The following is a 26,445-nucleotide window of genomic DNA, read 5'->3' on the forward strand; positions in this document are numbered from 1 at the left end:
TAGGTCTTATCGTTCCTTGAGTTTTCCCTAGGGGGGTTAGGGTCTAGGGGGGTACCCTAAAAACATATTCACCATACACGCGAAAAAAAGCTCACTTTTTTTGACTATATATGGTTCATTTTTTTTACCCTAGAACCCCTAGAACCCCTAGTGAATTGATTTCTTTAACGTATTTTCTAGGGTCAAGACTGTTTTCTAGGGGTAAGCCCCCTAGGCGAAAATAAACCATACAAAGTCATTAAAATCTCCGCCCTAGAACCCCTAGAACCCCTAGAACTATCGCCACATCTGGAGGAGGTACTGCCGGAGAATCGCTTCTAGAAAAAAGTAGGTCGGTTCATGTGTTTGTCCTGTTTGCAGTGCCAAGGATTTTTATTGACGTGCTATTCACAACTTCAGGAGTCGAAAGCCTTCATCAAGAAGGAGTTTGAGGACGCCAAGGCGCGCAGCGGTTATGGGCCAAGTACGAGGCGAAGGCGGTCGATCCTGTGAAGGTAGCTGCTGCCGAGTACGTGCTCGGTGTAACCTGCGATCGCCTCGCGGCGAGCAGATGAGGAAACGACCATGAAAATCATCGAAGAAAGCCAGCCCATGGCGGCCACCATCTCCTATAGGATCGTGCCGAGCTCGACAAGCAGATCGCCGAGTTCCACGACAAGTTCTTGCCCAAAGAGACGTGACACGTCCTGAGCGCTGACACGGCGGTCACTGCGACGTGCAAAACAGGGGGTACTGTGACGCGGTAAAATGCGAAGCAACCGTCGAGGCATACCGTGTGACGCGTGTTAATACGTGTGACGATACGCGACATACCCCTAAAAGGATCGATGCAAATTCAATCGATTAAATTCGACGCTGTTTATGAGCGTGCTTATGAACTGTGCCACAGGCAAGCGCTAAGGCGTTGAAGTAGCAGGCGGCAGGAGGGCAGCTATCTGTTCGATGTGAACAGCATGGCGATGCTACCCCGGGGTGCTTGCAGGAGGGCGACTTGCTGGGGGCGGCGTCGGCTCCCGTTTTTTCAAAAGTCGAATTTCTGGAAATTGCATTATAAAGGCGTTGGCAAAAAAAAACCGGAAGTTAAGTCGCGCCGCCAATAGCTGCTTCGAGGGCGTCGTTCCAAGCAAGTTTGAGCTCGGCCGGGACACCTGTCTCCGTAAGCTGAGCTATCAATCTGTCCTGAAAGGCAAGCCGTCCGACCGGTCCGATTGTCGCCAACAAATGGTGAAGCCATCGACGGAGATCGACAAAGTTCATGTCGTTGCCAACCGCCGTGTAATTCTTAGCGGCCACGATGGCATCGGCTTCGGGTAGCGCGGTCGTCACGAACAGGTAATCGATCAACCCGGCCGGCGAAACCTTGTCCTCGAAAACCAGCGACACGCGAGCCTTTCCGATAGGCCGTTCGGTTATCTCGACGCCGAGCACGACATCGCCATTCTTTTTAACCGTGACATCGCCAACCGCGCCGGTGAACTTATCGGCGACATTTATCCCTTGGAAATCGACTTCCCAGCCGAGAGTAAACCTGTCGCTCAAAGCCTGAAACATTGCGATTGTGAGAAACGACGCTATCCGCCCGCCGCTTTTGATTCTCAGGAGCGTGTCAGCAATTTTGTCGAGTTGGAAGACGCTGGGCTTGGCGGTCCGCTTAAGACTAATGTTCGCCGACTCTCGTAGCTGGATGAACTCCCTCAGTAGCCTTCGAAGGAGCGCTCTCGTTTCATCTGGATTTGCGTCGGCGACATACGAGACAGCTTTTACAAGCGCGTCGAAAGCCGGCTGGTCTCTCTGAATTCGAGGTTGCCCACCGGGAACAAATTTCGCGCCACCACGAAGGGCTGACAAATACGGTGAGACCGAAATAGGAACCCGTTTTGATTGAAGGAACGGGGCCACCACCTGATCGGAGACGCCTCTGCCGCTGAATGATTTGTCCCCGTGTGCCGTCGCTGGGTATCGAACGTCAATTGTTTCGTCGACCAGCCTTGTTAGCGCGCAACCGACAAGTGCCTCTCGGTAAGCTTGTGTTTTGGAGGCAAAGGTGCGCTCGATCGCCCCCATAACATCACTGGGAAGCGTTATTAGCTTCCCGTCACGAAAATCGTCTTCTGCTTCTGAGAACGCCTCAGCCAGCAACTCCCGCGCTTTGTCGTAGAGATCGGCCATACCTCAATAATTCATCCAAAGGCATTCTTGGCGTTCCTTTTTGATGGAATGCGCCATCTTCACGGGAGCGTCGAACCGCTTCCACCCCTTGAAAAGTTTGTCCATAAGAGGGTTGCGATAGCCGGAAACCGCCACCTTGCCCTTACATGCGCGCAAGGTTGTCGCGAGTGCTACATGTTCTCCCTCGTCCATCTCAAAGCCGTAGGCTTTGCTGTCGCCGCGAGTGTCATGCAGGTACGGCGGGTCACAATAAAACAGGGTTTTGGGAGAGTCGTAGAGCCGGATAACGTCTGTGGCAGGCCGGTTCTCAATCTGCACCCGCAGGAGCCGTTCTGCGATTTCCGGAAGAGCCTCGACGCCACCAAGCCAGCGCGAGACGACGCCAGACATACCCTTGCGACTTGTGTCCTTACAGTTTGCCCATCGACCAAGTGTTGCTGTCTGAGCTAGCCCAGTGCGCGTCTGTCGAGCGCGGATATAGAACCTGCGGGCGTGCTCCAGTGCCGTAGTCGCTCGCGGGAAGTCGTTTACAGCCTTGTGGTACTCTTCCCGTGAGAACGGCGTGAGGGCAATCTGCCGCTCTAGTTCGGGACCTTGCTCCCGCAACATCCGAAAGAAGTTCACCACATCGCCATCAATGTCGTTGTACGTCTCGACAGGCGACGGTGCGCGATTGAGCAGGACGGCAGCAGAGCCGGAGAATGGCTCGCAATAGTGATGCGCCTTGGGAAGGAGCGGCAGAAGCCATTCAAGGTGACTGAATTTGCCGCCATACCAGCCGAACGCAATGCGGCGACGATTGCGGCGGCGCGAAATTACAGTCGGGTATTCGTCGGCTTCGCTCGAATCCAGGTAGATCGGGGACAGCACCCGTCCGGCCATTCGATAGTCCCTCCTGATTAGGTGACACGATACGTGTTGGAGGGCTGATTCGGCAGGTCCAGAGACACCGAATCAATGCGACCATTTGACTCAGTCACGCCATACAGGGCGTATCCATTGCGGCGGCCCGTGGTTTGTCAACCGGACAATCGCCAATCAAGAACTTACCCCATCCCTGCAATGCGGCCAGCTTCGCATCGAAAAAATCTGACCGCTGATACGCCCGGCCAACAGCAGTTCCGACCACATGGCCGAGACACCTTTGAGCGATGTCATCTGAGAACCCACCACCCTCCACACACCAAACCGCAAATGACGTCCTGAAACCATGGACGGTCGCATCGGACCCAAGATCGTTCAACAGGAACGAAAAGATGTGCTGCGATAACGGACGCTTAGCGAGGCGACCAGCGAACACAAGCGCGTCTGGATCACGATTACTGCCGCGGCCCGCCTCATCAATGATCGCTTTCGCAGCGTCAGACAGAGGCACGACATGCTCGCGGCGGGTCTTATATCGCTCTGCAGGGATCACGATCCGATCGGCCTTCACGTCGCACCAGCGCAACTCACGTGCCTCGACCTGACGCAACGCGCAGAGGATGGTCAAGCGTAATGCCATTGCGCCGACGCCCTGAAACGACCGACTCCCTGTCGCGCAGTCAGCATCACACATACGTTCCAGCCAGCGCATGAGCGCCGGTACCTCTTGCCAAGCCATAGCGGCGTGATGCCGGGTCGTTCGTTTGACCTTGGGCATTATGTGTTTGAGGTTGCCCTTGTACCGAGCGACGTTAAATCCACGCGGCAGGTAGCCTTTGACCATCGCATAGTCGAAGACGCGTTCGAGGAACGACCGTAAAAACTCACCAGTCGGTGTGTCCCATGACGGCATCAGCACCGTCTCGATATGATCGGTCGTGATATCCTCGATCAGCATCGATCTGGTATCGCCGATATGGTTCTTGATGTATGCCCGATATCTGGCAGCGACGTTTGGGGTCCACCCTGACTCATTGACTTTGATATACGCTTCACACACCTCGCCCAGTGTGCGTTTGGCGAGTACCGTCAATTCCTCGCGCTTTTCAGCTATCGGATCCTTGCCATTGGTGAGTCGGTTGCGGACCTCCCCGGCCTTTTTGCGAGCATCCTTCAAACCTACCGCAGGGTACCCACCAAGACCGAGTTCACGGCGCTTACCTTTGCTCGTGTAGATGAACAACCAAGACCGCGCGTTACCCTGCACTCGCAGGTACAAGCGATCCCCGTCTCCGTAGATGCCATTGTCTATTTTGGTACGTCTCAACCACGTATCGCTCAATTTTGTCATGTAAGTTTCCTACATTTGCCTCCTCCCTTTCATAAGATACTGCCCAAAAATCGCAAGGTTCTTTCATAATTCTTTCATAAAGATAAACCGCGTTGTTCTTTTTTGCGCCCGCCGAAATCGATCATGCCGCGCCCCTCCGCCTCGTCTTCAGCCGTTTCGCCGGCGTCGCCGCGCCCGCCATTCTCGATAGAATGCTGATCTCCATGTAACAAAGCAACATGGATTTCAGATTCCGTGTTGCTTTCCAACAAGACTGGTGGACGAGTCCCCAGTTCAGCGTTATGCAGATGCGCAGGAAGCGGCCAGACCCGCTCGAAAGACAGGATGGCGGAACGGTTGCAAGCGCTTCGCAAAGCGGGGCGGCGAACGGACCGCCCGATGGAGACAGCCTTGCCAAAACAGTGTTTCGGAACCTCGCATGTGCCGCTGTCGCCGGCCGTGCGCGCCGGCGATTTCGTGTTCGTTTCCGGCCAGGTGCCGGTCGGCGCCGACGGCCTCGTGGTGAAGGGCGGGATCGCCGAGCAGACCGAGCAGGTGCTGCAGAATATCAAGTCGGCGCTGGCGCTGGCCGGCTGCGGCATGGAGGACGTCGTCAAGACCACCTGCTGGCTGGACGACGCCCGCGACTTCGGCGCCTTCAACGCCGTCTATGCAAGACACTTCCCCAAGGAGCCGCCGGCGCGCACCACCGCCGAATCCCGCCTGATGATCGACATCAAGGTCGAGATCGAGGCGGTCGCCTACAAGCCGGTTTGAGTTTTCGGCAGTCCGGTCCCGCCCTGTATTCGGGAAGGATGCGCCACTGCGAGGCAGGCAACGGAATGAAAGCGGAGGCAGTCGTTCATGCAGTTTGATCTCCTCCTCAAGGGCGGGCGCGTCATCGACCCGGCGTCCGGACTGGACGCGCCGCGCGACGTCGCGGTGGCCGGCGGCAGGATCGCCGCGATCGAAGCCGGCATCCCGGCGGACAGGGCAAAAGAGGTCGTCGACGCCGCCGGCGCCATGGTCACGCCCGGCCTGATCGACCTGCACAGCCATGTCTACTGGGGCGGAACCTCGCTCGGCGTCGACGCCGACCTGCTTGCGGCGCGCAGCGCCACCACGACCTTCATCGACGCCGGCAGCGCCGGCGCCGGCAATTTCCTCGGCTTCCGCCGCCATGTCATGGAGCGCTCGAAGGTCCGCATCCTCGCTTACGTGAACATCTCGTTTGCCGGGATTTTCGGCTTCTCGAAGAATGTCATGGTCGGCGAATGCAGCGATTTGAGGCTGTGCGAGCCGCGCGAGGTGCTCGGCTGCGTGGACGAGCACCGCGACGTGATCGTCGGCGTGAAGGTGCGGGCGGGAAAACACGCCAGCGGCACCAGCGGCATCGCGCCGGTCGATCTCGCGGTCGAGGCGGCTGACCAGGCCGGCTTGCCGCTCATGGCGCATATAGACGAGCCGCCGCCCGGCCGCTCCGAGGTGCTGCCGCGCCTGCGCCGGGGCGACGTGCTCACCCATTGTTTCCGACCCTTCCCCAACGCGCCGGTGTTCGCTTCGGGCGCGGTGCGGCCCGACATGCACCTGGCGCGGGAGCGCGGCGTGATCTTCGACATCGGCCACGGCATGGGTTCGTTCGACTTCGACGTGGCGCGCGCCATGCTGAAGGAAGGCTTGGCGCCGGACGTCATCAGCAGCGATGTGCACCTGTTGAACGTGGACGGACCCGCCTTCGACATGATGGTCTGCATGTCGAAGATGCTGGCGCTGGGCATGCCGTTCCTGGACGTGCTGAAGGCGTCGACCCAGCGTCCGGCGGAGGCGATCGCCCGGCCGGAGCTCGGATGCCTGGCGGTCGGCGGGCCGGCCGACATCGCCGTGCTCGGCGAGCGGGCAGGACCGGTCAGCTTCTTCGATTCCACCGGCGCGGAGCTCGTCGCCGAGCGCGAGCTGATCTCGCACGGCATTGTCGCCGGCGGGGCATGGTGGCCGAACGAGCACAGGGACACGCCGCGAACATACGCGCCGTCAGGGCGCCAGACCCATGCCGACCTCGCCCGCCGGCATTTCGGCAAATGCAATTGCTGAGGTGAAAATGCCGAATTCCCTGTTCGATCTCACCGGCCGCACGGCCCTCATCACCGGTTCGACGCGCGGCCTCGGGCGCGCCTTCGCCGAAGGATTGGCGGGCGCCGGCGCGAAGGTGATCCTCAACGGCACCGACGCGGCGCGCGTGGCTGCGGCCGTCGACGATCTCCGCGCCCTTGGCCATCAGGCGGATGGCATCGCCTTCGACGTGCGCGACGAAGCCGCGATCCTCGCCGCCTTCGAGCGCTTCGACGCGGACGGCGTCGCCATCGACATCCTGATCAACAATGCCGGCATCCAGTGGCGCAAGCCGATGGTCGACCTGCCCACGGCCGAATGGCAAAGGGTCATCGACATCAACCTGACCAGCGCCTTCGTCATCGGCCGCGAGGCCGGAAGGCGCATGGTGGCGCGCGGCCGCGGCAAGATCATCAATATCTGCTCGACCACCAGCCTGCTGGCGCGCGCCACCATATCCCCCTACGCCACCAGCAAGGGCGGCCTGAAAATGCTGACGCAGCAGATGGCGGCCGAATGGGGGGCGAGCGGCGTGCAGGCCAATGCGATCGCGCCCGGCTACATCGTCACCGAAATGAACGATGCGCTGGTCAACAATCCGGACTTCGATGCCTGGGTCAAGGCCCGCACGCCGTCGCGGCGGTGGGGCCTGCCGGAGGAGATTGTCGGCACGGTCATCTATCTTGCCTCGCCGGCGTCGGACTATGTCAACGGCCAGCTCATTTCGGTCGACGGCGGCATGACCGCGGTGGTGTGAGGGCCAGATTTCCGGCCCTCAACCCCTTGCATCCGGCGGAATCCCGTAGACCGGCGTCGGAATCCCCTCCATCCGCGCCTTGATCTGCAGCGCCACATATTTCGAATAGAAGCGCGACAGCGCAAGGTTGCCGCCGTGGAACCATAGCGCCTGCTGCGCGGTCGGCTTCCACATGTTGCGCGGCTCGCCCTGCCAGGGACCGGGATCGCCGCGCACGCCGGAGCCCAGCCCCCAGCACGGGCCGACCCTGTCGGCGACTTCGCGCGAGACCAGTTGCGCCACCGTCTCGTGCATCGACTGGTAGCCGGTGCAGCAGACGATCGCGTCGGCTTCGAGTTGCGTGCCGTCGTCGAACAGGATGCCTGCCGGCGCCAGCGACTTGATCGACACGCCGCTGCGCACCTTGATCTCGCCTTCGATGATCAGGTCGGAGGCGCCGACATCGATGTAGTAACCCGAGCCGGTGCGGTAGGCCTTCATCATCAGGCCGGTCTCATCCTCGCCGAAATCCAGCGCGAAGCCGGCGGCGGCGAGGCGTTCGTAAAAGGCAGCATCGCGTACGCGGATGCGGTCATAGAGCTTTTTCTGGCCTTCCGGCATCAGCGCGAAAGGCGTCGACGCCACCAGCATGTCGGCCTTTTCCGTGGTCATGCCGCGCGCAACCGCCGCCTCCGAATAGATCTCGAAGGCGAGTTCCATCAGCGTGTCGGATTTCACCACGGTGGTCGGCGAGCGCTGGATCATCGTCACGTCGGCGCCGCTTTCCCACAGGTCGACGCTGACGTCATGGCCGGAACTCGCCGCACCGATGACCGCCACCTTCCTGCCCTCGAATTTGCGGCCGTCCGAATAGGCGCTCGAATGGAGAATCTCGCCGGCGAAATTGTCCGCGCCGGGCAGCCGGATCATTTTCGGCGGGCCGTAGGCGCCGGTGGCGAAGACAAGGTGTTTCGGCTTGAGCACGATCTTCTCGCCGGCGCGGTCGACCTCGACGGTCCAGTGCTTTTCGTCGGCGTCATAGGACGCCTCCGTGCAGGTGGAACTCGTCCAGTAGTTCAGCTCCATCACCCGCGCGTACATCTCCAGCCAGTCGCCCATCTTGTCCTTGGGCGTGAACACCGGCCAGTGATCGGGGAAGGGGATGTAGGGCAGGTGATCGTACCAGACCGGATCGTGCAGCACGAGCGAGCGGTAGCGGTTGCGCCAGGAATCGCCGGCCCGCGCGTTCTTCTCCAGCACGACCGTCGGCACGCCGAGCTGCTTCAGCCTTGCGCCGAGCGCGATGCCGCCCTGGCCGCCGCCGATGACGACGCAAAAAGGCTGTTCCGTTAGGCCAAGCTCGGCCTGTTCGCGCCGCCTTGCCTCCGACCATGTCTCGCGCCGCCGGTCTGCCTTGTGACGGACGCCGAGAGGCCGGGTCGGCCCCGACTTCTCCTCAAAACCCTTCAACGCGGAGAGCGCGGTGAAGAGTGTGCGGCACCGGCCGTCGATCAGGCGCAGGCAGCCTTCGCCACGGCCCGCCGCCGTCTCGAAGCTGAACCAGGCCTCGACAGTGCTGCCATCGGCCGATGCCTCGCCGGTCAGCCGCCAGCCGGTAGGGTGTGTCCCGGCAAGCGTCGCTCCCAGCATGTCGCGGATGGCGTCACGACCCTCGAGCGTCTTGATGTTCCAGGTGAAGGCCAGCAGATCGCGCCAGTAGCAGTCGTCGGCGAAAAGGCCGATGGCCGCCAATATGTCGCTTGTTTCGAGCGCCCTGGCGAAGGCGCCGAGCCATGCGGCGGCCTGTTGAGTGGCGGAATGTTCGTGCATGCTTTTCTCTTCTTGACTAAACTTCGCAATGGCTTTCCCAGCCAGCGATTTTGCAGGCTGGAGCACCCCTCATCCGACCTCCCCTTTCGGCTCGCTCGCTGCGCTCGCGGCTCAGGGTCGGCCACCTTCTCCCACAAGGGGAGAAGGGGGAGTTTCGCGCCTCCGCCTCTGCAAATCTCCGCGCCAGCGATTGGCAGCAAGGTCGATGCAGGCTCCCCCTTCTCCTCTTGTGGGAGAAGGGGGCCGACCCTGAGCCGCGAGCGCAGCGAGCGAGCCGAAAGGGGAGGTCGGATGAGGGGTGTTCCAGCTTGGCGCCACCACACGAAACGAACACCCAAACAGTCTCCCGCCCTCAATCCCCCAGCGGCTCCATCTCCTTGCCGGCGCGATAGGTCTGGACGTTGTATTTGATGCGCCGCAGCGTCTCGCGCGCCGGGCCGTCGATCCTGTACCCCGTCGCTACCGCCAGCAGGTCGATCGCCGCCAGGAAGGCGAAACGCGATGCGGTCGGCTTCAGCGTGTCGGGATATTCCGGCACCGCCACGGTCAGCCTCACGTCGCAGGCGCGGGCAAGATCCGTGTCCGGCGCGGTGATGCAGATGGCGTTGGCGCGATAGTGGCGGGCCAGTTCGACCGCCTCCACCACCTCGCGGGTGCGGCCGGTGGCCGATATCGCGATGACAAGGTCTCCGGGTTTCAGCGTCGATGCGGTCATGCGCATCACATAGGGATCGTTGTGCGCGCTGACGGTGACGCCGTAGCGGAACAGCCGGTATTGCGTCTCCTGCGCCAGCGCCGAGGAGCTGCCGCCGAGGCCGAACACCGCGACCTGCCGCGCCTTGGCGATCAGCTCGGCCGCCTTCTCCAGTTGCGCCGGGTCGATCTGGCGTTCCGCCTCCTGCAGCGCCAGCCGCGCCTCGCCGAACACGGCGTTCCAGAACGGCATGCCGTTGTCGCTGGAAGGCTGCTGCGGCGGCTTGGCGAGATAAAGCGCGCCGACCACCAGGCTCTGCGCCAGCTTCAGCTTGAAGTCGCGCACGCCCTCGCAGCCGATGGCGCGGCAGAAGCGCGTCACGGTCGGCTCGCTCACCTGCGCCCGCTCGGCCAGGGCGGCGTTGGATGCGTCGATGGCGAAGCGCACGTCGTCGAGCACCACGTCGGCCACCCGCCGCTCGGCGGGTCGCAACTCACCGTAGGAGTCCTTCACCAGCGAGATGATGTCGGGGATGCGTTTGGCGGGGTCGTGCGCGTCGGCATCGTTCTCGCCGCTCCACAAAGCCTCGCCGAGAGCTTCCGTCATGAAGGTGCTTCCGTCCTTTCACCGCTGCCGGCGCGTGCCGCGATCCGCGCGGACTGGCAAATTATGTAGGAAAGCAACATTCTTGGCAATGCTTCATAGAAGCTAGCAAAAACAATATGATAGGAAAAATCGTGTGTCGACTTCCAACCGATCGGTTACGAGTGCTTGACAGAAAAGTAGGATAGTTACAGACTGATTTTCGCGGGTGGATGATATGGGGATCATCGTGCGAATTCCGAGGGTGCATGAACGCGGGCCATACCAGTAAGCCGAAGCTCGGGGTGCGCGCCGCAACCAAGGTCTATCACACGGCCTCCGGCGACCTGCTGGCGCTGGACCGCTGCGACCTCGACGTCCGCGCCAACGAGATCGTCTCCATCGTCGGCCCGTCCGGCTGCGGCAAGACCACGCTTTTGTGGTCGATGTCCGGCCTGCACGGGCTTTCCGCCGGCGAGGTGGTGCTGGACGGCCAAAAAATCACCGGGCCGCATCCCGACATCGGCATCGTCTTCCAGGAAGCCAATCTGCTGCCCTGGCGCAACCTCGACGCCAACATCAATTTCCCCTTCGAGATCAAGGGCACGCAACCCGACAAAGCGTGGATAAACCACCTCCTGCGCCGCGTCGGGCTGGAAGGTTTTGGCGGAAAATTCCCGCGCGAACTGTCCGGCGGCATGCAGCAGCGCGCCGCCATCGTGCGGGCGCTGTCGTTGAAACCGTCGGTGCTTCTGATGGACGAGCCGTTCGGCGCGCTTGACAGCTTTACCCGCGAGGAGATGAACCGGCTGGTCGAGGAGATCTGGCTGGACGCGCCGACCACCATCGTCTTCATCACCCATTCGATCGAAGAGGCGATCTTCCTGTCGGATCGGGTGGTGGTGCTGACGCCGCGTCCGGGCCGCGTCGCAAAGGAATATCCCGTGCCTTTCCCGCGGCCACGCTCGCTGGAGATCATGGCGACGAAGGAGGTGTTCGACCTCACCAACGCCATCAAGATGGACATTGTCGGCGGCCGCATCGGCGCCAAGGCGAAACCGGCGCTGGCCGTGGTGAACGGAGGAGCACCGCGATGAGCCAGGGCGACGCCATTCCGGAATTCCAGAAGGCAAAAGCCGGCGAGGGCGGCGACGTCAGCCTCACCAACCTTTCGGCCTTCTCCAGCGGGCCCGGCATAAGATCCGGCGCGGAGATTTTCGCCATCATTGCCGTGGCGGTGATCATCGTCGGCGGTGCGGAATTCCTGCTGCGCTTCTTCGAGGTGCCGCACTACATCATGCCGCCGCCAAGCCAGATCGCCTGGGCGCTGGTCGACGAATTCCCGCTGATCGCCCCGCATCTCGGCTACACGCTGGTCGAGCTCGTCTCGGGTTTTGCCATCGGTTCCATCATCGGGCTGGTCATGGCGGCCGTCATCACCCAGTTTCCTTTCGCGGAAAAGATCGTCGCCCCCTATATCCTTCTGCTCGTCACCACGCCGATGCTGGCCTTGGTGCCGCTGCTCATCCTGCGCTTCGGCTTCGGCTACACCCCGCGCATCATCGCCGTGGCGCTCGCCGCCGGGCCGATGGTGATGATCAACGCCGCCACCGGTTTTCGCCGCGTCGACAGTGCAAAAATCGCGCTGGCGCGTTCCTATGGCGCCTCGACGCTGCAGATATTCTGGAAGATCCGTGCGCCGATGGCGCTGCCGATGATCCTGGTCGGGCTGATGATCGGCGCGATCTTCGGCCTGCTGACGGCCGTCGGCGCCGAGATGGTCGGCGGCGGCTTCGGCCTGGGCAACCGGCTCACCAGCTACTCGTCGATGATCCAGATGCCGCAATTCTTCGCGGTGGTGCTGCTGCTGTCGATTCTCGGCATCCTGATCTACGTGCTCTTCTTCTTCATCGGGAAGAAGTGGGCGAGCTGGGAGGCGTAGCCGAAAAAATCAGGCACGCAGACCGGCGCGAAAAGAACAGACGCGTCAAACAATGGGAGACTGACAATGACGATGTTCGACACGGGCATGACCCGCCGCACCTTCCTGCAGGTGACCGGCGCCGGGGTGGTGACTGCCACCGCGCTCGGCGGCTCGGCCTTCCGGGCCAATGCCGCGGCCTATGAAAAATTCACCTGGATCTCGCCGCGCGGCACGCTGGAGGTGCTCGACGACTACCCGTACTGGGCGGCCAAGAAGATGGGTTACTTCGGCGACCTGCCGACCGACATGCAGCCCGGCCCATCGGACGGCACCGCGACCGTCAAGTTCGTCGACGTCGGCCAGGCCGACATGGGCTTCCCGTCTCCGGGCATCTTTTCCTTCGCGCTCCAGAACGGCATGAAGCTGAAGAGCGTGTTCCACATGGGCGCGCGCGACACTTTTTCCATCGCCTTCCGCAAGGGCGAAGGCATGGCCGACCTGAAGGGTCTCGAGGGCAAGACCATGCTGCTCGGTTCGGCCGCCTGGCAGGCGATCACCGACCCGATGCTCGCAGCCCAGGGCGTCGACGTCACCAAGGTGAAATATGTCGAGGCCGGCTGGCCGACCTGGGGCACCGCGCTTGCTGGCGGCCAGGGTGACGCGGCTCTTTCCTGGGAGGGCCTGCGCGCCGAATGGATCGCAACGGGCCTCAAATTCGACTACTGGCTCGGCGTGCAGAAATCCAAGCTGCCGGCCAACACCTTTGTCATTCGCGCCGCCGATCTCGACGACCCGGACAAGAAGGCTTTCCTCGAGCAATATCTTCGCGGCTGGGCGATGGGCTTGGAATTCGGCCACCAGAACCCGCGCGCGGCGGTAGAAGCCGTGTTCGAGCAGTTCCCGGCTTTCGCGAAAAACACCGGGCCGGAACTCGGCACCACCTCGCTGCTCCAGCAGGACAACGTCTTCCGCGGCGACATGGACAAGCGCGAAGGCTGGGGTTCTCACGACATGTCGAGCTGGCAGCAGTTCTTCGACCTGACCCTGAAGCTCGGCCAGATCAAGGAGGCGGTGAAGGCCGAGGACGTCTGCACCAACGACCTGATCAAGGGCGCCAACGATTTCGACCACGCCAAGGTCAAGGCCGACGCCGATGCCTACAAGCTGACCGACGCGTTCGCGGCGATCGACGTCGAGAACGTGCGCGCGCATATGTTCGACGACGCGGTGTAGAAGACAAGTCGAGGTCCTTCGCACCCCCCTCTGTCCTGCCGGACATCTCCCCCTCAAGGGGGGGAGATTGGAGGTTGCAAGGATTTCGCCAATCGGAGACGGCGAAGAACAGTGCCGTCGCAAGCGGCCGGCCAATCTCCCCCCTTGAGGGGGAGATGTCCGGCAGGACAGAGGGGGGTGCGAAGAAGCGCCAGCCTTCTTGATGGCAAACTAATCGGGAGGGCACCATGCCGGACAAAGTCAAAATCCTCGTCGTCGGCCTCGGCAATATGGGTGCGTCTCATGCCAGCGCCTACCACCGCAATCCGGGGTTCGAGATCGTCGGCCTGATGAGCCGGTCGATCAAGGGCAAGAAAATCCCCGACGAGCTGAAAAACTACCCCCTCTACGAGGATTTTGACCAAGCGTTGAGGCAAGCCAAACCCGACGCGGTGTCGATCAATTCCTGGCCGAACACCCATGCCGAATATGCGCTGAAGGCGTTCGACGCCGGCTGCCACGTCTTCATGGAAAAGCCGATCGCCACCAACATCGAGGACGCCGAAAAGGTCGTCGCCGCAGCCCGCGCCGCGAACAAGAAACTGGTGCTGGGCTACATTCTGCGCGTCCACCCGTCCTGGATCAAATTCATCGAGATGGGCAAGACGCTGGGCAAGCCGCTGGTGATGCGCTTGAATCTCAACCAGCAGTCATCCGGCCCGGCCTGGCACTGGCACAAGAACCTGATCGACTCGCTGATCCCGATCGTCGACTGCGGCGTGCATTATGTCGACGTGATGTGCCAGTTGACCGGCGCCAAGCCGGTGCGCGTCCACGGCATCGGCGCGAAACTCTGGGCGGAGGCCGACAAGGACAATTACGGCCACCTGCACGTCACCTTCGACGACGGCTCTGTCGGCTGGTACGAGGCTGGCTGGGGGCCGATGATGAGCGAGGTCGCGTTCTTCGTGAAGGATGTGGTCGGCCCGAAGGGCGCGGTGTCGATCGTCGCCAACCAGGGCGGCAGCGTCACCGAAACGGAGAAGCTCTCCGACTCCGCCGACATCGACAAGCACACCAAGACCGACGCGATCAAGATCCACCACGCCGCCGTCGACAAGGACAAGAACTGGTCGAAGCCGGACGAGATTTTTTCCATGACCGACGAGCCGGGCCATCAGGAGCTCTGCGACCGCGAGCAGGCGTTTTTCCTGAAGGCCATCCGGGAGGATCTGGACCTCACCGAATCCATGGACGCTGCGGTCAACTCGCTTCGCATCGTGCTGGCGGCCGAGCAGAGCATCGCCGAGAAGAAGGCGATCGAACTGGCGTGAGCCGGGTGGCGATAAAAACGGTCCGAACGAACAGCGACGAGGCGAGACGCACGAACCGAGCGCGTCTTGCCTCGTCGGCAGGGCTTCGTGCGACGGCCGTCAATGCTGCTTCGATTTTGGTGAAGCGCGCGAATGGAATTGACGCGCCGGCAATGCGAAATGCCCCGACCGTGAACGAAAAGGCCCCCAAAACCGCCCAGGATTCAAACGATTCTCGCTGTTGGCGCGCATCATCTCCGGCAAGCCACTGAAAACGTTCGATCTTCCGGACTTCACATAAGCTGCGGCAGGGGCCGTCGATGACGCGGCGACGCGCCGGAACGCAGATCGTCATCGGGATGAAAGTTTCATAATATCAAATATTTAGGCGACCCGATAAGGGGCGCCTGCCTTCTTGCCACCGGGCTCAGCTTCCCGTGATTGCGCCCTTGATGATGGCGATGTTGTGCCGCATCAGGTCGATATAGGTTGCCGCCGGGCCGTCGGCATCTGACAGTGCGTCGGAATAGAGTTCGCCGCCGAGCTTCAATCCGGTCTCGCCGGCGATCTGCTCGACCAAGCGTGGATTCGTGATGTTTTCCAGGAAGATAGCCGATGCCTTGTCCTGCCTGACCTGCCGGATGAGCTTCGCCACGTCCGCTGCGGAAGGGTCTGCCTCGGTCGAAATGCCTTCCGGCGCATGAAAAGTCAGGCCGTATTCGTGCTCGAAATAGCCGAAGGCATCGTGCGAGGTGATGACCGTCCTCTTGTCCGCAGGGATCGATTCCACGGCTGTCTTCACTTCGGCGTCGAGCGCATCGAGTTTCGCTAAGTAGTTGCTTCCATTGGCTTTGTAGGTTTCGCATGAAGCTGCGTCGGCTTGGCAGAAGGCGTCGACGATGTTGGCTACATAGGTCTTTGCGTTGACGACCGACTGGAAAGCATGCGGGTCGATGTCGCCGTGACCGTGATGATCCTCCGCGGCGTGCTCTCCTTCCGCAGCATGATCGTGTCCGGCTTCAGTCGCGTGGTCATGACTCGCCTCGGCGGCCTCCTTGCCCTTCTCTCCCTCCTCGAATTCCTCATTCATCTTCAACGGGTTAACACCTTTTGTCAGTTCGATGACACTTGCCTTGGCGCCGCTGGTCTCGACCAGGCGCGTCAGAAAGCCCTCGAAATGCAGGCCGTTGACCAGCACGACGTCGGCCTTCGACATGGCGACCGCGTCGGCTGGTTTCGGATCGTAGACATGCGCGTCCCCGTTCGCACCGACCAGGGTTGTGATCTCTATCTTGTCGCCGCCGACGTTCTTGGCGAAGTCGGCGATGATCGAAAAACTGGCGACCACCTTCAGCGGATCGGCGAAGGCTGGCGCGGACATGGGTGATGTTAATGTTATAACAGTCAGCGCGGAGGCGAGTTTTACCGGCTTCAGCATTGCTCAAAACTCCTTTGAAGTCAGGCGGTTCTGTGGGAGGCGTGGCGCAGCCGCGTGGCGACGATACCGCGCGTTCCGGCGATGATCGACACGGCGTAGACGACGCCGGCGGACAGGATGATGGACGGGCCGGAGGGCAGGGCGGCATGATAGGAGAGCAAAAGCCCGGCGATGCAGGAGACCGCGCCGATGCCGATGGCGAGCAGGCACATCGGCTCGACCCGCACCGTCCAGAAGCGGGCGGCGGCGGCCGGCAGCATCATCAGCCCGACCGAAAGCAATGTGCCGAGCGCCTGAAAACCGCCGACGAGGTTGAGCACCACCAGCGCCAGGAAGACGAAGTGGACCGGCGGGCCCAGCCGTGAAACCGAGCGCAGGAACAGCGGATCGAGGCATTCGGCGACCAGCGCGCGCCAGAAGATGCCGAGCCCTGCCAACGTGACGGCGGCGATCAGGCCGATCAGGCCGAGCGCCTCGTCATTCAGCGCCAGCACCGTGCCGAACAGCACGTGCATCAGGTCGACGCTGGAGCCGCGCAGCGACACGATCAGCACGCCAAGCGCCAGCGAAATCAGGTAGAAGGCGGCCATCGAGGCATCTTCCCGCTGCACAGTCAGCCGCGAAACCGCGCCGGCGCCAAGCGCCACGACGATGCCGGCGATGAGCCCTCCGATGGTCATCGGCACGATCGCAAGCCCGAACAGCAGGAAACCCACCGCCGCGCCCGGCAGGATCGCATGCGCCATGGCGTCGCCGGTCAGGCTCATGCGCCGCAGCATCAGGAAGACGCCGACCGGGCAGGAACTCAGCGACAGCAGCAGCGAGCCCAACAGCGCGCGCTGCATGAAGCCGAACTCGGCGAAAGGCGCGATCAGCCACTGGTAAAGCGCGTCCATCAGGCGGCATCCCCGTGGATGTGCCTTGCATCTGCCGACGCCGGCTTGGCATGGAGATGCGGGTGGCCGTGCGCATGGCCATGATCCGCGTGGCCATCGCCATGATCATGGCCGTGATGGTCATGCGAATGGCCGTGATCGTGGCCGCCTGTTTCCGCTTCGGGACTGCACCAAGGGGCGTTCTCGTCCCAGGCCTCGTGGAACTGGCGGGCGCGCAAAAGATTTTCCGGCGCCAGCGTCGCCCGCGCCTCGCCCCAGGCGATCGGCCGGCGCGCCAGCAGCAGCGCCTCGGGAAAATGCGCGCGCACCAGGTCGAGATCGTGCGCTACCACCATCACCGTGCGGTTCTCGCCTTGCCACCGCTTTATCAGCGCCACCAGGTCGGTCACGGTCTTGGCGTCGATGGCGTTGAACGGTTCGTCGAGCAGGATCAGGTCGGCGTCCTGCACCAGAACGCGGGCAAACAGGGTGCGCTGCAACTGGCCGCCGGACAGCGTGTCGAGCGGGCGCTTTTCAAATCCTTCCAGTCCGACCGCCTTGATGGCGTTCGCCACCGCCTCGCGGTCCTCGGGCCGATGGCGGCCGAGCAGGCCGCGCTTCGGCCACAGGCCGAGCGAGACGAGGTCGACGACGCGCGCCGGAAAGGAGCGGTCGAGTTCCGATTGCTGCGGCAGATAGGCGATGCGCGTTCCGTGTGCCACGGCACAAGCCCCGGCCATCGGCTTGAGCACGCCCACGATGCCCTTCATCAGCGTGGACTTGCCCGAGCCATTGGCGCCCACCACCGCTGTCAGCGAGCCCTTCTTCACCGCGCCGTTAAGGTGGTGTACCGCCGGGTGGCTGTTGTAGCCCAGCGTGAAGTCGCTAAATGTGATGCAGGCCTCGGCCATCGGCGATGATGATTCCGTGATGGGGTTCGCCGGTCCTTGAGCGGATGGCGATGTGATGTTATTACATCAACATCGGCTGCGGCCGCAAGACGGCAAATGGAATGGGATGCAAAAAGCGATGCACGCCCCGGAATTGACCAAGAACCAGCGGCTGGTGCTCGACGCGCTGTCGCGCGAGGACGGGCCGCTCAGCGCCTACACGTTGCTCGACCAGTTGCGCGAGCACGGTTTCCGCGCCCCGCTGCAGGTCTACCGGGCGCTGGAGAAACTCATCGACTATGGCTTGGTCCACCGGCTGGAGAGCCTGAATTCCTTCGTCGCCTGTTCGCATCCCCACGACCACGCGCATGGCATGATCGCCTTCGCCATCTGCGAAAAGTGCGGGCAGGTGGACGAGTTTTCGGACGACATGGTCGAGTCGCGGCTGAGCGGCTGGTCGAAGGATCACGCTTTCAAGCTGTCGAAGACCACCATCGAGATGCGTGGCACCTGCGCGCAGTGCAAGGCGGCTTGAACGCGAACTGACTGTCCCGCCACCGGCGAATGCGGTGGAGGGACATACTGCTCAATGCAGCAGATGCTCTCCGGTAATCACCCGCTCGACCTGTTCGATCGTCGTCTTTTTCGGGTCGATATCGTCAGCCACCAGCTTACCGCCGCGCATAACCATGATGCGGTCCACGACCTGAAAGACGTGGTGGATGTTGTGGGCGATGAAGATGCAGGAATGGCCGGTGTCGCGCGCCTCGCGCACGAAACGCAGCACGCCTTGCGTCTCGGCGACGCCGAGATTGTTGGTTGGCTCGTCGAGGATGATCAGATCGCTGTCGAACTGCATGGCGCGCGCGATCGCCACCGCCTGGCGCTCGCCACCCGACAGCGCGGTGATCGGCGTCTCCGGCGGGATGTCTTTTGTGATGCCGACCTTCTTCAAGAGTTGGCGGGCAACCGCGCCCATCGTCTGGTGGTCGAGCCGGTTCAGGAAACGCGGCCCCTTGATCGGCTCACGGCCTAGGAAAAGGTTGCGGGCGATGGAGAGCTGCGGCACCAGCGCCGAATCCTGGTAGATCGTCTCGATGCCGTTGGCGATGGCATCGGTCGTGCGTTTGATCTCGACCTTCTTGCCCTTGACGAAGATGTCTCCGCTGGTCAGCGGCACGGCGCCCGACAGAACCTTGATCAGCGTCGATTTGCCGGCGCCGTTGTCGCCGAGCAGGCCCACGACTTCATGGCGATCGATCCTCAAGCTCACGTCGCGCAACGCATGGATGCGGCCGTAGAACTTGTTGATGTTTTCCATGCGGACGAGTTCTTCGGCGGCCATCGTCTCAGGTCCCCGCATTGTGGCGGCGTTCGAGCCAGGAATGCAGCGCCATCATGCCCAGGATGATGGCGCCGATGAAGATATTGTAGGCCAGCCCCGGCACGCCGATCATGACGATGCCGTTGCGCATGATGCGCAGGATGAAGATGCCGAGGACCGTACCGATGATGGTGCCGCGGCCGCCGGTCAGCACCGTGCCGCCGATGACCACCATGGCAATCACCTCCAGCTCGTAGCCGGTGCCGCTATTCGGGTTGGCGGCCGACGTGCGGATCGAGCTGATGATGCCGGCAAGTGCTGCCATGGCGGAGGAGAACATGAACAGCGCGATTTTTGTGCGGCTGACATTGACGCCGCGGGCGCGCGCCGCGTTGGGATTGCCGCCCGATGCCTGGATCCAGTTGCCCGCCTTGGTCTGGGTCAACAGGTAGTGCGTGCCGATCGCCGCCAGCGCGAACCAGAAGACCGACATGTAGAGTCTCAGCCCGCCGATCGAAAAGCTGCCGACCAGCGCGGAGGCTAGCCATGAACCCTCGGCGCTCCAGGTGCGCTGCGGAAAGCCGTCTGTGACGTAGAGCGCGGTGCCGCGCACGACCAGCAGCATGCCGAGCGTCACAAGGAAGGACGGGATGTTGAGTTTGGTGACGAACCAGCCGTTGACGTAGCCGATAAACAGGCTGACCGCCATCGCGGCCAGGAAAGCGAGTTCCAGCGAGACGACGCCGCTGTTGAACAGCGTCCACATCAGCACCGCCGAAAAACCGAAGACCGAGCCGACCGACAGGTCGAATTCGCCCGAGGTCATCAGCAGCGTCATCGCCAGCGCGATCAGGCCGAGCTCGACCGTGAAGGCGAGCGTGTTGCCGATATTCTGCAGGGAAAGGAAGCTGGGGTTCAGGGACCAGAAGACCGCGAGTTCCAGCACCAGCAGAACCAGCGGCCCGAATTCAGGCTTGGCGATGAAGCGCTGCAGAAGGGAGTGTTGCTGCATGAAGGGCCGCCGTCAGCATGAGAAAGCTGCCCGGCTCGAGCCAGCGGCTCAAGCCGGGTGAAGGATCGCGACGAAGTTCCGGACCAGACCTATTTGCCCGACAGGATGTCGTCGTAGATCTGGGCGGTGTCCTTCTCGTAGAGCGCGCCGGTGATGATATTGAAGCCCGGCGGGATCTTGCTGGAGGCCATCGCCGCCATGGACAGCGCCATGTAGCTGGTCGCCTGCGGGTCCTGCCACTGGCCGGCATTGACGTAGCCGTTCAGCACTTCCTGCGTGGTGTCGGTGGAGTTGCCCCAGCCGACCACCGGAATCTCGCCTGGCTTGACGCCGACCTGGTCGAAGACGCGCTTGATCGAGCCGGTGACGAGATCGCCGAGACCGATGATGGCCTTGATCTTGTCGCGGTTGGCAGTGAGATAGTCGGTCATGCGGGTGATGACCTCGCCCTGGTCGAGCGTCGAATCCGTCACTTCCCAGGTGATGTTGAGCGGCTTGAAGACGCTTGAAATGCCTTCCTCTTCCTGCACGCCATAGGTGGCACCCGGGATTTCGACTGGCATCCAGACGAAGTCACCGGACTTCACCAGGCCCTTGTCGACCAGATATTGCGCCCAGCCGCGGCCGAATGCGACGTTGTTGCCGCCGACATAGGCGTCGAAGCTGGCGGTCGGGTCGGGCGTGTTGAAGTTGATGATCGGGATGCCGGCGGCGTTGGCTTCTTTGGCGATCTCGACCAGGCTGCCCGGATCGGGGCTGGTGGTGACGATGCCGTCGGCCTTGGCGGCGATCGCCGCGCGGATGGCTTCCTGATGCGCCGGCACGTCGCCATTGTGGAACGAGGTGTTGACGGCGTTGCCGGTATCGTCGGCCCACTGTTTGGCCCCGGCGAGGAAATAGGTCCAGACCGGGTCGGCGGGCGAGCCGTGCGACACCCAGTAGTAGGTCTTCTTGGCCTGCGCATAGGCGGTCGACACCGCGCCGAGGCTCACCGCCACCAGCGCCGCCGACAGGAATATGAATGTACGTCTCAGCACTTGCTCCTCCTCCACTTGCGGGAGCCGATGTCCGGCCCCTTTTCGGACTGTCCGAAAATTCTGTCGCGCAGGCCTTGCTCCTCCAGCCCGGCACACCTGCCACGCCGCCCATGGCGGCTCCGGCAGTCAGTTCATGTCTGTTCGCTCAAAATGATTTCTTTTCATCATCATTTTGATGTCGGTAAATGCTAGTGGCAAGCCGGAGCATGAGTCAAGCCGCAATGGCAACTGCATCATCGATCCTTGTTTCTGGATTTGATGGGTCCCGGACCGACCCTCCGGCAAGAAACACCTCATTTTGAGGTTATAGTTAGATCGACCCGGCAAAATGGTTGTCCAGGAAGGGCAGGGTGCGCGTATCACCGCTGGCGTCAGCCAATGTGATCTTGCCGGCCTCCACAAAAATGTCGGCGACACGGGTCCAGCCCGCCGGGGCGGCGATGGCGCCGAAGGCGTAACGGATGGCGGTGGTCCTGCCCGGCGCCAGCGTCAGGCCGGAGGGCGGATCGGGCGGTATGCCGGGGCGGGCGGGATCGATGCCGAGATCGGCTGCGCCCTCCTCGATGCCGATGACCGCGCGATGCCTGCCATTCCACGGCGAATAGTTGCGGCCGCCATTGCTCATCCACAGGATCGTCTGCGGCAGCAGCGCCGCGTCCTTCACCGCAAAGAACAGAAAGCCGTCCTTTTCCGCCAGCGCCGCCGACCAGCCCAGCTTTGCACCTGGGTCCTCCGTCATCAGGACCAGATCTTCATGCGCTTGGTCGAAGGTATAAAAGCTGGCGTCGACAGTCTCGCCATTCGCCCGCCGCACCGAGGACAGATTTTCAAAGGTTTGCGGATAGGCCAGCACCGACCGGCCGCGCGAAGGATCCGGCTCGAGCGCGGCGGCAGGGGTGCCGCCGCCGATCTTTTTCGAAAAGCTCAGCCGCGCGCCGCCCGGCACATGCAGCATGGCGTGGTGGGCGACCGGCAGGCGGCCGTTGCCGCCCTCGAACTCATGTTGCTGGTAGACGATCGGATGGCCGGGATGCAGGCTGATGCGCTTGGTCAGCCGCGCCCCGTCGACATCCTGGCGCAGGCGGTAGGCTGCCGTCACCGTGCCGCCAGGCGCTGTCTCTGTACCCGCGCTCTCCCACTCGCCATTGGCTGCCCAGCCATGGATCGGCAGGCCGTCGCCGCGCCTTCCGAACGGCGCGCAGAAAAAGTCGCCGGCAAGCCGCCGCTCCACCGGTGCGACATGGTCGGGCAGAATCTCCCCGTCGCGTACCCATGGCGCCTTGTGCAGCGGCCGCAGCGCCGCGCCGCCCGCCGGCTCGATGACAAGTTCGTCGATGACGCCCCCCTGGCGATTGAAGGCGACCGTGATGCCGTCGGTGGCGATTTTGTCCATCTGAGGGTCTCTTCTGCTTGCAGGAAGGCTTACGGCTCGTTGGGGATGTTTTCCCGAAACACCGACTGGATACGCACCGTGGCGGTTGAAACGTTGCTCTCGTTGCGGACGGCCCGCACCAGCCGGTCGACCGCCTCGCGCGCCTCGACGCGAGCGTTCTGGTCGATCGCCGCGTCCATCACGCCGCTCAACAGGAACTGCCGCGTGTCCTCGGTCAGGTCGTGGCCGATGAAGACGATCGCGTTCTCGCGTCCGGCCTCAGTCAGGGCGCGGGCAATGCCTTCGTGGCCGGCGCCAATGCAGTAGATGGCGACGAGGTCGTCATGTTCGGCAAGCAGCGCGCGCACTTCCGAATAGGCTCTGCCGGCGTCCTCCTGAACCTCGCGCGCGGCGACGATGTTCAAACGCGGAAAACTCTCCTGCAGTACGTGGCGAAACCCCATCTCCCGCTCCTCATGGCCGCGATAGGCGAGTGCGCCGGCAATCAGCGCCACCTTGCCAGCGGAGCCAGGCAGGAAGCGGCCGATCAGGTAGCCCGCCAGCCGCCCGGCGGCGCGGTTGTCGATGCCGACATAATTCACCCTTCCGACATGGCTGATGTCGGAGACCAGCGTCAGAACCGGGATGCCGGCCGCCACGAGCTTGCGCACGGCCTCGCGCACAGACGGGCTGTCCAGCCCGATCAGAGCCACGCCTTGCGTTGTCGGGCGCAGGCTGCCGAGCTTGGCGGCGATCTCCTCCGGCGTGATGCCGTTCAGCCGGTGGACGACGACATCGACATCACCGCGAAGTTCGACCTGCCGCTCGATCTCCCGCGCCAGATCGGTGATGAAGGCATTTTCGCCGCCGGGCAGCACGAAATCCAGGCGGATTCGGCTTTGCTGCGCATCGGGGGAAAGCGTGCCGGCGAGTTCGGCGACGATCGCCAGCACATGCTTGCGCGTGTGCTCCTGCACGCCCGGCCGATTGTTGAGCACGCGGTCGACCGTGGCCTTGGAGACGCCGGCGGTGCGCGCGATCTCATCCATCTTTGGTCGCGCGTCGCTCAAAAATCCCCCTTGCATCCGCCCATGAGGCCGGACAGTACGACCGCGAAATGGATGGGTCAATGAGAAAGCCTCAAAATGAGGTTTCTTTGCCATCATAAAGATGTGGATTTGCGGTGCTCCACTTCCCGGGTCCTGACAGGAATGGGTTTTGCACCTTGACGCGCGACGCCCCGCCACACTAGCTTCAAAATGAAGCATCAAAATGAAGTCGGTCGCTGCCGAGCTATCCGGCGGCCCTGAGTCCGATCTTCATATCCGCGCCGGGGATCTTTTTGCCGAGCGCGATCCAGGGAGGACAGCATGGGCAGGTGGCGTGTCGCCGGCATCAATTTCGACCACATGCACATGGGCGACCTGCTCCGGCAAGTGTTCGACCACGCCGACGCCGAGATTTGCGGCATCTACGACAAGAACCTCGACCGGATGAAATCGGCGATCGGCAATTTCGCCTTGCCTGCCGACCGTGTCTTCACCGACCTTGATGAATGCCTGACGCGGACGAAGCCCGACCTCGCCATCATCTGCGCGGCGACGGCGGAGCACGCCGACCATGTCGAGCGCGTGGCCCGTCACAAGGTGCATGTGCTGGTGGAAAAACCCTTCGCCGCCTCGGTCGCCGAGGCCGACCGAATGATCGCGGCGATGAAAGCCGCCGGCCGCAGCATGGCGATCAACTGGCCGCTCGCCTGGTATCCCTGCCACGTCACCACCAAGCGGCTGATCGACGAGGGCGCCATCGGCGACGTCATCGAGGTGCATTATTACGACGGCAATCGCGGCCCGCTTTTCCATCTCGCCGACAAGGTTGAGGTCACGCCCGAGGAGATCGAAGCGGCGAAGCCCGCCTCCTGGTGGTACAAGAAGGCGTCGGGCGGCGGCAGCCTGCTCGACTATCTCGGCTACGGCGTCACGCTCGGCACCTGGTTCCTGAACGGCGAGAAGCCGCTCGAAGTCACCAGCGTGGTCGACGAGACGCCCGGCATCGAGGTCGATCAGCATTCGATCACCATCTGCCGCTACCGGCGCGGCCTGTCGAAGTTCGAGACGCGCTGGGGCACGTTCTCCGACCCGTGGACGCTGCAGCCGCAGCCGAAATGCGGTTTTGTCGTCGTCGGCACGCATGGGACGATCTCCAGCTACGACTACGAGCCGCATGTGACGATCCAGACGCGCGAGCGCCCGCAGCAGACGCGCATTCCCGCCGACACGCTGCCGACCGGCCGGCGCTCGCCGGTCGAATATGTGCTGGACTGCATCGCCAACGGTGCGCCGATCGGCGGGCCGCTCGACCCGGCGCTCTGCCGCGTCGGCCAGCAGATCATCGACAGCGCCGTGCTGTCGGCGCGCGAGAAGCGCACTGTGGTGCTGCTGCCATGAGCGGGACGCCCAGCGAGGATTCTTACGCGCTGGCGGTGAGGGTGGTCGAAACGGTCGCCGCGCCGGATCTCGACTACAAGCCGCCGCGCCCGAAATCCTATCAGCCGAGGATCGCGCTGGTCGGCGCCGGCGGCATCTCCTTCGCGCATCTCGACGCCTACCGGAAGGCGGGTTATGAGGTGCCCGTCATCTGCAGCCGCACGCTGTCGAAAGCCGTGGCACGCCGCGAGGAGTTTTTTCCGCAGGCCGAGGCGACCGACGACTTTTCCACGCTGCTTTCGCGCGACGACATCGACATTCTCGACATCACCACGCACCCGAAGGAGCGCGAAACGATGATCGGGCAGGCGCTGGATGCCGGAAAACATGTGCTGTCGCAAAAGCCGTTCGTGCTCGACCTCGACACGGGCAAGCGCCTCGCGGATCTCGCGGAGGCCAATGGACTAAAACTCGCGGTCAACCAGAATGGCCGTTGGGCGCCGCATTTTTCCTATATGCGCGAGGCGGTGCGTGAGGGGCTGATCGGCGAGGTCATGTCCTGCCATGTCGGCGTCCACTGGAACCACGGCTGGATCAAGGGCACGCCGTTCGAGGAGATCGACGACCTCGTCTTCTACGATTTCGCCATCCACTGGTTCGATTTTCTCGCCAGCATCATCGGCGACCGCGCCAGTTCGGTTTTCGCCACGCGCGCCAGCGCCGCCGGGCAGGAGGCAAGGCCACCGCTGCTGGCGCAATCGCTTGTCGCTTTCGGCGGCGGGCAGGCATCGCTGATCTTCGACGGCGCCGCGCCCCACGGTCCGCAGGATCGAACCTATATCGCCGGCACAAAGGGCAGCCTGTTCAGCATCGGCCCCAATCTCGGCCAGCAGACGGTCGAGATCACCACCGAGGCCGGCGTCGCCACGCCTGCGCTGGAAGGCACTTGGTTCAATGACGGCTTTCACGGCGCGATGGGCGAGCTGATCTGCGCCATCGAGGAAAACCGCGAGCCGCTGAATGGCGCGCGCGGCAATCTGGTCAGCCTTGCGATGGCCTTTGCAGCCATCGCTTCCGCCCACAGCGGCGTCGCGGTCGCGCCGGGCAGCGTCACCAGCCTTGCTGCGGCGCAGCGGGCCGGATCGCACTGAGACGAACGAGGCACAGATTTGGCCGCCTCTGCAATTGAGTTTTCCAGAATTTCCAATATGGAATTGTGCTTGCGCGAAACGCCGGCCCGATTTCAAACCGGTGGCATTGCGGCCGGCCGGCGCATCCCGGCGCCGGCGATTTCGCGGACGAGGAAAG

24 protein-coding genes are annotated in these 26,445 nt (G+C 62.7%); 10 read left to right on the forward strand and 14 right to left on the reverse strand.

The window, feature by feature from the left end; all coding sequences use genetic code 11:
* Nucleotides 1–1,080 precede the first annotated feature (1,080 nt).
* The 4 genes from RB623_RS06865 to RB623_RS06880 all read right to left on the reverse strand — a co-directional run bounded on the left by RB623_RS06865 (nt 1,081) and on the right by RB623_RS06880 (nt 4,635).
* A complete protein-coding gene (locus RB623_RS06865) occupies nt 1,081–2,169 on the reverse strand; it encodes a restriction endonuclease, SacI family (protein WP_308056030.1) in 1,089 nt (362 codons plus the stop codon).
* 3 nt (nt 2,170–2,172) lie between these two features.
* A complete protein-coding gene (locus tag RB623_RS06870) occupies nt 2,173–3,051 on the reverse strand; it encodes a DNA adenine methylase (protein ID WP_308056031.1) in 879 nt (292 codons plus the stop codon).
* 94 nt (nt 3,052–3,145) lie between these two features.
* Complete coding sequence (locus RB623_RS06875) at nt 3,146–4,384, reverse strand: integrase arm-type DNA-binding domain-containing protein (protein WP_308056032.1); 1,239 nt, start codon at nt 4,382–4,384, stop codon at nt 3,146–3,148.
* Between the two features lie 74 nt (nt 4,385–4,458).
* Nucleotides 4,459–4,635, reverse strand: coding sequence for a hypothetical protein (locus RB623_RS06880; protein WP_308056033.1), 177 nt, complete (start codon nt 4,633–4,635; stop codon nt 4,459–4,461).
* Nucleotides 4,636–4,762: 127 nt separating this feature from the next.
* Here RB623_RS06880 and RB623_RS06885 point away from each other — a divergent pair, with 127 nt between their 5' ends.
* From RB623_RS06885 to RB623_RS06895, 3 genes are all read left to right on the forward strand, one after another.
* The gene (locus RB623_RS06885) at nt 4,763–5,140 is read left to right on the forward strand and encodes a RidA family protein (protein ID WP_308056034.1); all 378 of its coding nucleotides are present in this window, start codon (nt 4,763–4,765) and stop codon (nt 5,138–5,140) included.
* 87 nt (nt 5,141–5,227) lie between these two features.
* Complete coding sequence (locus RB623_RS06890) at nt 5,228–6,454, forward strand: amidohydrolase/deacetylase family metallohydrolase (RefSeq protein WP_308056035.1); 1,227 nt, start codon at nt 5,228–5,230, stop codon at nt 6,452–6,454.
* Between the two features lie 7 nt (nt 6,455–6,461).
* The gene (locus RB623_RS06895; protein ID WP_308056036.1) at nt 6,462–7,229 is read left to right on the forward strand and encodes an SDR family oxidoreductase; all 768 of its coding nucleotides are present in this window, start codon (nt 6,462–6,464) and stop codon (nt 7,227–7,229) included.
* 18 nt (nt 7,230–7,247) lie between these two features.
* Here RB623_RS06895 and RB623_RS06900 read toward each other — a convergent pair whose 3' ends face one another.
* Both RB623_RS06900 and RB623_RS06905 read right to left on the reverse strand, forming a co-directional pair.
* Nucleotides 7,248–9,038 (reverse strand): NAD(P)/FAD-dependent oxidoreductase, encoded by a 1,791-nt coding sequence (locus RB623_RS06900; RefSeq protein WP_308056037.1) that lies wholly within the window; start codon nt 9,036–9,038, stop codon nt 7,248–7,250.
* A gap of 352 nt (nt 9,039–9,390) precedes the next feature.
* Nucleotides 9,391–10,338, reverse strand: a complete 948-nt coding sequence (locus tag RB623_RS06905; protein WP_308056038.1) for a MurR/RpiR family transcriptional regulator — start codon at nt 10,336–10,338, stop codon at nt 9,391–9,393.
* Between the two features lie 245 nt (nt 10,339–10,583).
* On the opposite strand from RB623_RS06905, the gene RB623_RS06910 reads away from it, so the two are divergent.
* From RB623_RS06910 to RB623_RS06925, 4 genes are all read left to right on the forward strand, one after another.
* Nucleotides 10,584–11,411, forward strand: a complete 828-nt coding sequence (locus RB623_RS06910; RefSeq protein WP_308056039.1) for an ABC transporter ATP-binding protein — start codon at nt 10,584–10,586, stop codon at nt 11,409–11,411.
* Complete coding sequence (locus tag RB623_RS06915) at nt 11,408–12,256, forward strand: ABC transporter permease subunit (RefSeq protein WP_308056040.1); 849 nt, start codon at nt 11,408–11,410, stop codon at nt 12,254–12,256. Before RB623_RS06910 ends, RB623_RS06915 begins: the two co-directional genes overlap by 4 nt.
* Before the next feature lie 66 nt (nt 12,257–12,322).
* Nucleotides 12,323–13,471, forward strand: a complete 1,149-nt coding sequence (locus tag RB623_RS06920; RefSeq protein WP_308056041.1) for an ABC transporter substrate-binding protein — start codon at nt 12,323–12,325, stop codon at nt 13,469–13,471.
* A 227-nt stretch (nt 13,472–13,698) separates the two neighbouring features.
* Nucleotides 13,699–14,784, forward strand: a complete 1,086-nt coding sequence (locus tag RB623_RS06925; RefSeq protein WP_308056042.1) for a Gfo/Idh/MocA family oxidoreductase — start codon at nt 13,699–13,701, stop codon at nt 14,782–14,784.
* A 406-nt stretch (nt 14,785–15,190) separates the two neighbouring features.
* On the opposite strand, the gene RB623_RS06930 is transcribed toward RB623_RS06925, so the two are convergent.
* The 3 genes from RB623_RS06930 to aztA are packed head-to-tail and all read right to left on the reverse strand — an operon-like array spanning nt 15,191 to nt 17,987.
* The gene (locus RB623_RS06930; protein ID WP_308056043.1) at nt 15,191–16,201 is read right to left on the reverse strand and encodes a metal ABC transporter substrate-binding protein; all 1,011 of its coding nucleotides are present in this window, start codon (nt 16,199–16,201) and stop codon (nt 15,191–15,193) included.
* Between the two features lie 20 nt (nt 16,202–16,221).
* Nucleotides 16,222–17,097, reverse strand: a complete 876-nt coding sequence (gene aztB / locus RB623_RS06935; RefSeq protein WP_308056044.1) for a zinc ABC transporter permease AztB — start codon at nt 17,095–17,097, stop codon at nt 16,222–16,224.
* Nucleotides 17,097–17,987: a zinc ABC transporter ATP-binding protein AztA gene (gene aztA, locus RB623_RS06940; protein WP_308056045.1), complete on the reverse strand. Its 891-nt coding sequence runs from the start codon at nt 17,985–17,987 to the stop codon at nt 17,097–17,099. The genes aztB and aztA overlap by 1 nt, the downstream gene beginning before the upstream one ends.
* Nucleotides 17,988–18,105: 118 nt before the next feature.
* Between aztA and RB623_RS06945 the strand changes: the two genes are divergently transcribed.
* Nucleotides 18,106–18,501, forward strand: coding sequence for a Fur family transcriptional regulator (locus tag RB623_RS06945; RefSeq protein WP_308056046.1), 396 nt, complete (start codon nt 18,106–18,108; stop codon nt 18,499–18,501).
* Nucleotides 18,502–18,552: 51 nt separating this feature from the next.
* Here RB623_RS06945 and RB623_RS06950 read toward each other — a convergent pair whose 3' ends face one another.
* The 5 genes from RB623_RS06950 to RB623_RS06970 form a co-directional block, all read right to left on the reverse strand.
* The gene (locus RB623_RS06950; RefSeq protein WP_308056047.1) at nt 18,553–19,311 is read right to left on the reverse strand and encodes an ATP-binding cassette domain-containing protein; all 759 of its coding nucleotides are present in this window, start codon (nt 19,309–19,311) and stop codon (nt 18,553–18,555) included.
* A gap of 4 nt (nt 19,312–19,315) precedes the next feature.
* Nucleotides 19,316–20,302 carry an ABC transporter permease gene (locus RB623_RS06955; protein ID WP_308056048.1) on the reverse strand — a complete coding sequence of 329 codons (987 nt, stop codon included), beginning with the start codon at nt 20,300–20,302 and terminating at the stop codon, nt 19,316–19,318.
* A gap of 89 nt (nt 20,303–20,391) precedes the next feature.
* Nucleotides 20,392–21,339: a substrate-binding domain-containing protein gene (locus RB623_RS06960; protein ID WP_308056049.1), complete on the reverse strand. Its 948-nt coding sequence runs from the start codon at nt 21,337–21,339 to the stop codon at nt 20,392–20,394.
* Nucleotides 21,340–21,649: 310 nt separating this feature from the next.
* Nucleotides 21,650–22,732 (reverse strand): hypothetical protein, encoded by a 1,083-nt coding sequence (locus RB623_RS06965; protein WP_308056050.1) that lies wholly within the window; start codon nt 22,730–22,732, stop codon nt 21,650–21,652.
* A gap of 29 nt (nt 22,733–22,761) precedes the next feature.
* A complete protein-coding gene (locus RB623_RS06970; protein ID WP_308056051.1) occupies nt 22,762–23,760 on the reverse strand; it encodes a LacI family DNA-binding transcriptional regulator in 999 nt (332 codons plus the stop codon).
* Nucleotides 23,761–24,081: 321 nt separating this feature from the next.
* Here RB623_RS06970 and RB623_RS06975 point away from each other — a divergent pair, with 321 nt between their 5' ends.
* Both RB623_RS06975 and RB623_RS06980 read left to right on the forward strand, forming a co-directional pair.
* On the forward strand, nt 24,082–25,158 hold the full coding sequence (locus RB623_RS06975) for a Gfo/Idh/MocA family oxidoreductase (RefSeq protein ID WP_308056052.1): 1,077 nt from the start codon (nt 24,082–24,084) through the stop codon (nt 25,156–25,158).
* Nucleotides 25,155–26,288, forward strand: coding sequence for a Gfo/Idh/MocA family oxidoreductase (locus RB623_RS06980; protein WP_308056053.1), 1,134 nt, complete (start codon nt 25,155–25,157; stop codon nt 26,286–26,288). Before RB623_RS06975 ends, RB623_RS06980 begins: the two co-directional genes overlap by 4 nt.
* Nucleotides 26,289–26,445: the final 157 nt, after the last annotated feature.

Source organism: Mesorhizobium sp. LHD-90, assembly GCF_030929505.1.
Lineage (GTDB): Bacteria > Pseudomonadota > Alphaproteobacteria > Rhizobiales > Rhizobiaceae > Kumtagia.